Source organism: Kurthia populi (assembly GCF_042686175.1).
Lineage (GTDB): Bacteria > Bacillota > Bacilli > Bacillales_A > Planococcaceae > Kurthia > Kurthia populi.
The window spans coordinates 45,456-52,899 of the sequence record NZ_JBHUOR010000039.1 but is presented as its reverse complement, the minus strand read 5'-3'; the positions used below and the strand labels follow the sequence as shown (position 1 = coordinate 52,899).

Here is a 7,444-nt window from a genome sequence, read left to right as displayed (position 1 = left end):
CCGAAACGATGAACAACGGCTGACAAGCAGATAAAAAAGACATTCATGATTTGAATAAAATCGTGAATGTCTTTTCTTATTGACTAGGGTTTTGTCCCAGCCTCATTTTTTATTAGCGATGCTCTAATTTCATAATTTGATCTTCATCTGGATCGATGAAAATGGTTTTTTGTTCAAAATAATTGACGAAGCCAGGTTTTGCGCCGCTTGGTTTTTTGACATGACGTGCTTGCGTATAATCTACTGGTACAGAGCCTGATGCACGTGCCTTACTAAAGTAGGCTGCTAAATTTGCAGCTTCACGCATTGTTGGTTCATCAGGTTCTTCTTCGTGAATGACCACATGGGAACCTGGAATATCTTTTGTATGCATCCAAATTTCATTTTTACGGGCAATTTTAAATGTTAAATAATCATTTTGCTTATTATTTTTCCCAACGGAGATACGCGTCCCGGTTGATGAAATGTATTCCTCAGGCTTTGGACGTGTCGATTTTTTCCGACGTTTTGATTTTTTTAACTTCAAATAACCTTGGTCTGCTAATTCCTCACGAATTTCTTCAATATCAGCAGGGGAAGCTTGCTCGACTTGTTGCATAATGATTTCAAAGTATTGAATGTCATCATTTGTTTTATCGATCTGCTCTTGAACCATGATAAGTGCGTTTTTGTACTTATTATATTTTGCATAATAGCTTTTCGCATTTTCAATCGGTGTTTTACGCACGCTAATTGGAATCGTAATCGGCTCATTTGTATAATAATTTGTGACAGTTACTTCTGTAGGGCCTTTTTCAAAGGCATATAGATTGGCCATTAAAAGTTCGCCGTATAATTGATATTTATCTAGGGTTTGCGCACGTTTTAAATCTTTGTCTAATTTTTTAAGTTTTAAGCGTAATTTGCTTAATTCGCTATGAATCCAGCGCTCCAAATCACCAGCTTGCTGCTTCACGCGGTCACGCTCAGCGCGTGCAAAAAATGTACGGTCTAGCAGTTTACTTAAGTTAGGGTAGACGGTTTTCTTTTCATCGATATGTGTTAGTGCGATTGGAGAGAAGTAGACTTTATTGCCAATCTCAATATAGGTTGGTTCATTGCCACCCTCTTTAAACTGTTGAATAAATGGTTGAAAGGCATCGGCCATCGATAAACTTTCCGTATTGACACGATGTACAAATTCCTTCGCATGCAGTGGGCTAAAGCCAACAAATTCTTGGACGATTTCCTGAGGCTCACGTGGCATGCCAAAAAAATCATCTAATTCATTTAATGAAATCGTCAGTGGATTCTCTTTATCTTGCTTCGGTGGCTCGATATATTCAAAGCCCGGCAGCACTGTACGATAACTATTGACACTCGGTGGTAAATGTTTCAAGCTATCGACGATTTTTCCTTGCTCTTCCACGAGAATTAAATTACTATGGCGACCCATAATTTCAGCATATAGTTTACGTGTGATTGGGTCACCAATTTCATTGGTTGCTGTAATCGTTAAGACAATTACGCGGTCAGCACCAAGCTGTTCAATCGATTCGATAAAGCCACCCTCGATATGCTTGCGTAGTAATGTACAAAACATCGGCGGCTCAGGTGGGTTATCAATCGCTTTTTCTGTTAGATGCACACGTGCGTAAGATGGATGAATCGAAAATAATAATTTATCATTACGTCCATTTGCACGGACGGTTAAAATAATTTCTTGTGAGTTTGGTTGATGGACGCGAGCAATACGTCCTGTGACAAATTGTTGAAGCTCTTTTGTCATTGCGACAGTAAATAAGCCATCATAAGCCATAATCGAAAACCTCTTTCATTTTTAACGTCCTTTTATTTTACCATTTCTTAAGGGTGCTGTGTCTTTTTAACGATTCATTGATTTTTTTAAATCGACAAGCAAAAATATTCGTTGCTATGCTATACTTATACTATTATGCAAAGAAGGATGTGACTGACCTTGGTTCGTAGCATGACTGGATTTGGCAGGGGTGTCACACAAACGGAACATTTCCAATTAACGGTAGAGGTCCGTTCCGTTAATCATCGTTTCTTGGAGATTTCTAGCCGCTTTCCTAAAGAATGGATGGAAGCTGAACTCGCCGCAAAAAAATTGATTCAATCAAAAGTATCACGCGGAAAATTAGACGTTTCTGTCTTTGTGAATGAAAATCATCAGCATGAACAAACAATGGTTATTAATTGGCCACTGGTCAATGCGTATAAAGCAGCGCGAAAAGAGTTAGCAGCAGAGGTTCCCTTAAAGGAAGAATGGGATATGACGGAGTTGCTAAAGCTAGAGGGTGCTTTAACAGTAGAGACCGCGCAACTACCGCATGAAGAAGTGATTGAGGCAGTTCGTGATGCTTTGACAGAGGCGCTAAACAATTTAATTGCGATGCGTGAGCGCGAGGGTGCTGTATTGTATGAAGTCATGTGTGGCTTTAAGCAAGAGCTTGTCGAGCAAATCGACTGCATTCGCGCCGTATCAGATGATGCGGTTGTGAAGTATCGCGAAAAGCTATTATTACGAATCAAAGAAGTAACGGAAAGTACAAGTGTCGATGAACGTGTGTTAACAGAAGTTGCTGTGTTTGCGGAAAAAATTGATATAGCAGAAGAGCTAGATCGATTAAATAGTCACCTAAAACAATTAGATGAAACGCTAGCAGAGGACATTTCAATTGGGCGTAAGCTTGATTTCCTTTTGCAAGAGATTCATCGCGAAACAAATACGATTGGTTCAAAAAATCAATCATCTGAAGCATTTGTCGCAGTGGTGCAAATGAAATCGGTTCTTGAAAAAATGCGAGAACAAGTTCAAAATATTGAATAATCACTGAAAAAAATGTAAAATAATTAATTTGGAACGATGAGGGAGAACAAATGATAAAAGAACGTGGATTATTAATTGTCCTATCTGGTCCGTCTGGTGTCGGTAAAGGTACTGTACGTAAAGAATTATTCTCACAACCGGATACGAACTATGAATACTCAATCTCAATGACGACGCGTAAACCGCGCGAAGGCGAAGTAGATGGAGTAGACTACTTCTTTAAAGAACGAGAAGGCTTTGAAAAATTAATTGAAGAAGGCAAATTACTAGAGTATGCGGAATATGTAGGCAACTACTATGGCACGCCAATTGACTATGTTAATGAAACTTTAGATGCTGGTCGCGACGTTTTCTTAGAAATTGAAGTACAAGGCGCTACACAAATTCGTGAAAAAGCACCTCATGCTTTATTTATCTTCCTTGCGCCACCGAGCCTTTCTGAACTGCAAGACCGTTTAATCGGCCGCGGTACAGAATCGCAAGAAGTTATTCAAAATCGTATTGCTGCTGCAAACGAAGAGCTTGAAATGATGAATCTTTACGATTATGTAGTCGAAAATGATGAAGTTGAGCTTGCATGTGAGCGCATTAATGCTATTATTTTAGCTGAACACTGCCGTCGTGAACGTGTAGAAAAACAATATTTAGCTATGTTGAAAGGGGAAAAATAACCGATGATCTATCCATCAGTTGACGTATTAAAAACAAAAATTGATTCAAAATATTCTTTAGTGAGCCTTGCTGCAAAACGCGCGCGCACTATGCAAGAGGGTTCTGCTGAACTTTTAAGCGATTATAAATCTGTGAAAAACGTTGGTAAAGCACTTGAAGAAGTAGCTGCAGGCGTTTTAACAAAAGAAAAACAAGACGAATCAAAAGTATACGAAGACGAAGTTTAATTTCGCCATCAACAACAATTACTCGATGAGAATCGAAGAAGCTCCCAGGTATGATTCTTGGGAGCTTTCTATTTTATTGGGGAGGAATACGAATGCTTGTGAATAAAAAGATTTTACTTTGTGTGTCTGGTGGGATTGCTGTCTATAAGGCCGTTGCGCTTGTTAGTAAATTGACGCAAGCTGGCGCACATGTGAAAGTGATTATGACAGAATCAGCACGTCAATTTGTGAACCCATTAAGTTTTCAAGTGATGTCTAAAAATGATGTATTTTACGATACATTTGATGAAAAAGATTCGCATGTCATTGCTCACATTGATTTAGCAGACTGGGCGGATTTAGTACTTGTAGCACCAGCAACAGCGAATGTCATTGGGAAACTAGCAAATGGCATTGCCGACGATATGGTGACGACAACATTGCTTGCGACAACAGCACCTGTTTGGATTGCACCAGCAATGAACGTCCATATGTATGACCACCCAGCAGTATTACGTAATATTGACCGTCTTTATGCAGATGGTATTCGTTTTATCGAGCCGTCAGCTGGGTATCTTGCATGTGGTTATGTAGGGAAAGGCCGCTTAGAGGAGCCTGAAAAAATTACAGCGCTAGTGAGTAAATTTTTTGAACCACAAAATTTACCACTAAAAGGCAAGCAAGTGATTGTTTCTGCTGGACCTACGCTAGAAAGAATCGATCCGGTACGTTACTTATCGAATTTCTCAAGTGGCAAAATGGGCTATGCAATGGCGGAAGCAGCACGTGATTTAGGTGCTGCTGTGACGCTTGTACATGGGCCCGTAGCGCTACCAGATCCAAGTGGTATGACCGTTATTGCGATTGAAAGTGCCGAACAGATGCTAGAAGCGATTTTATCGCGCTATGACGCAGCAGATTATGTCATTAAAGCAGCTGCAGTAGCAGATTATCGTCCAAAGCAGGCAGCACAACAGAAAGTAAAAAAACAGCAGGGTGATACACAGATGGAGCTTGAGCGAACACCGGATATTTTAGCGACGCTTGGCGCTCAAAAGACACATCAACTGTTAATCGGCTTTGCTGCTGAAACAAATGATGTGGAAACGTATGCACTTGATAAATTAGCACGTAAAAATGCAGATTATATTATCGCCAATGATGTGTCAAAAACAGATCGCGGCTTTGGTGCGGACCAAAATATAGTGACCTTATATGGCCATGATTTTGTACAACATTTCCCGTCCACATCTAAACGCGCCCTAGCAATGCAATTATTAGAAACAATCATTGCACAGTCAGGTGTTGCAAAATGATTGCAAAAGTAATTGTTGATGTGTCCGCTTATCCAGTTGACCGCCCGTTTGATTATGGTGTCCCAAAACAGTTAGTCCATTTAGTCGAGGCAGGCAGTCGTGTCAAAGTACCCTTTGGCCGACGCAATGTCCTCGGCTTTGTCGTGGGATTTAGTGAAACGACGGATGTGCCGGCAGGTAAGTTAAAAGATATTGCGGAGCTACTAGATTTAACACCTGTTTTAACAGCTGAAATGCTTGAGATGGCGAAGTGGATGACGCAAAAAACATTATGTTATGAAATTGATGCACTACAAGTAATGCTACCGAATGCATTGCGTGCAAAATATGAGAAAAAAGTCGTTTTAAACGTGGCTGTGACAGCTCTAGATGAGTCGCTTCAACGTGTATTTGGGAAGCGACAAATTTCAACGTATAAACTATTTGAAAAAGAAGGTTTACTGGCACCTTTAAAGCGTGCGATTCGAGATGGCCAAGTCGAAGTGGTTACCGCCGTAAAGCAGCAAGGGAAAGCGAAGACGGTTCGTAAAATTAAAGTACATGACGATAAATTTTTCTTACAAGAACTTGCAGAGTCAATGGGAGCGCGTGCGAAAAAGCAATTGCATGTTGTGCAGTGGATGTCTGAGCATGCAGGCGAAGAATTTGTGCCAGCAGAACTAGCAGCATTATTAGACGTGTCAGATGCGGTATTAAAGGGTGTTGTAGAACGTGGTGCGGCAACCTTTACAGATGAAGAAACGTACCGTGATCCTTTTTCAAAAGAAGTGCAAGCAACAAATGCTTTAACGCTTACAAAGGAGCAACAACAGGCACTAACGTCCATTAACGCTGCTTATGATGCGAAACGTGCGGAAACATTTCTCCTGCAAGGTGTTACCGGAAGTGGGAAAACGGAAGTTTATTTACAAGCTATTCAGCATGTGATGAACGAAGGAAAACAGTCGATTGTACTCGTTCCTGAGATTTCATTAACGCCACAAATGACGGAACGATTCCGTGCACGTTTTGGAGATAAGGTAGCCGTGATGCATAGTGCCTTATCGATGGGTGAAAAATACGATGAGTGGCGAAAAGTACAGCGTGGTGAAGTGAGCGTTGTCGTTGGTGCGCGCTCGGCCGTTTTTGCACCATTTACGAATATTGGCTTAATTATTTTAGATGAAGAGCATGAATCCACATACAAGCAAGAAGACACACCGCGTTACCATGCACGAGATGCAGCTATTTGGCGCAGTCAGTTTTATAACTGTCCGGTTATTTTAGGGAGTGCCACACCAGCACTAGAGTCATCCGCTCGTGCACAAAAAGGACGATACACGTTATTAAAACTAACTGAACGTGCGAAGCATCAAGCATTACCAAGCGTTGAAATTGTTGATATGCGTGATGAGCTACATAAAGGGAATCGTTCGATGTTTTCTACTATATTAGCACAAGGGATTCGTGAGCGTCTTGAGCGCGGGGAACAAATGGTGCTGTTTTTAAATCGCCGTGGCTTTTCATCGTTCGTATTATGTCGAGACTGTGGAACGGTTGTGCAATGTAAAAATTGTGATATTTCATTAACGTATCATAAAACATCGCATTCCTTACGCTGTCACTATTGTGGCTATGAGGAACCGATGCCAAAGGTTTGTCCAAGCTGTCAAAGTGAGCATATTCGCTTCTTTGGTACAGGAACGCAAAAGATTGAAGAGGAATTGCATAAAGTATTCCCAGAAGCGCGTGTGCTACGAATGGATGTGGATACAACACGTCAAAAAGGGGCACACGAGCGCATTTTAGATGCTTTTGGTCGTGGTGAAGCAGATATTTTACTTGGTACACAAATGATTGCGAAGGGACTGGATTTCCCGAATATTACGCTTGTTGGTGTTATGAGTGCTGATACGTCGCTGAACTTACCAGACTTCCGAGCAGCAGAGAAGACATTCCAGCTACTAACACAGGTCAGTGGTCGTGCCGGACGTCATGAACTACCGGGACAGGTCGTTATTCAAACGTATACGCCAGAACATTATGCAATTGAGCTTGCACAATCACAAGATTATGAACCATTTTATAAACGCGAAATGAAAATGCGCCATCGTTTTAGCTATCCGCCATACTTTTTTGTTGTCCTTATTCAAATTAGTCATGAAAATGCCATGAAGGCGTCGGACTATGCACACCAAGCGATGCGCTTCATTCAAGCAAATTTATCGCCACAAGTTGGCTTAATTGGTCCAACACCAGCATCAATTAGTCGAATCCAAAATAGATATCGCTATCAATGTTTGATAAAATATAAAGTAGAGCCTAATTTGATTGAGGCATTGAAACAATTAATTAGAATGTATCGTACGGATTGGATAAAAGACGGCGTACAATTATTCGTCGATCTCGACCCATCGTCCATATAGAAAAGAGGATTT

6 protein-coding genes are annotated in these 7,444 nt (G+C 40.9%); 5 read left to right on the top strand and 1 reads right to left on the bottom strand.

Annotated features, from left to right (window positions below):
* Nucleotides 1-112: 112 nt before the first annotated feature.
* Complete coding sequence (locus ACFSY7_RS07405; RefSeq protein WP_380147401.1) at nucleotides 113-1,798, bottom strand: Rqc2 family fibronectin-binding protein; 1,686 nt, start codon at nucleotides 1,796-1,798, stop codon at nucleotides 113-115.
* A gap of 159 nt (nucleotides 1,799-1,957) precedes the next feature.
* Between ACFSY7_RS07405 and ACFSY7_RS07400 the strand changes: the two genes are divergently transcribed.
* The 5 genes from ACFSY7_RS07400 to priA all read left to right on the top strand — a co-directional run bounded on the left by ACFSY7_RS07400 (nucleotide 1,958) and on the right by priA (nucleotide 7,432).
* On the top strand, nucleotides 1,958-2,833 hold the full coding sequence (locus ACFSY7_RS07400; RefSeq protein ID WP_126990789.1) for a YicC/YloC family endoribonuclease: 876 nt from the start codon (nucleotides 1,958-1,960) through the stop codon (nucleotides 2,831-2,833).
* 50 nt (nucleotides 2,834-2,883) lie between these two features.
* On the top strand, nucleotides 2,884-3,504 hold the full coding sequence (gmk, locus tag ACFSY7_RS07395) for a guanylate kinase (RefSeq protein ID WP_020189393.1): 621 nt from the start codon (nucleotides 2,884-2,886) through the stop codon (nucleotides 3,502-3,504).
* A gap of 3 nt (nucleotides 3,505-3,507) precedes the next feature.
* Entirely contained in the window at nucleotides 3,508-3,732 is a 225-nt protein-coding gene (gene rpoZ, locus ACFSY7_RS07390; RefSeq protein WP_020189394.1) for a DNA-directed RNA polymerase subunit omega, read from the top strand.
* Between the two features lie 92 nt (nucleotides 3,733-3,824).
* On the top strand, nucleotides 3,825-5,027 hold the full coding sequence (gene coaBC, locus ACFSY7_RS07385) for a bifunctional phosphopantothenoylcysteine decarboxylase/phosphopantothenate--cysteine ligase CoaBC (RefSeq protein ID WP_380147400.1): 1,203 nt from the start codon (nucleotides 3,825-3,827) through the stop codon (nucleotides 5,025-5,027).
* A complete protein-coding gene (gene priA / locus ACFSY7_RS07380; RefSeq protein WP_380147399.1) occupies nucleotides 5,024-7,432 on the top strand; it encodes a primosomal protein N' in 2,409 nt (802 codons plus the stop codon). The genes coaBC and priA overlap by 4 nt, the downstream gene beginning before the upstream one ends.
* The last annotated feature ends 12 nt before the right edge of the window (nucleotides 7,433-7,444 follow it).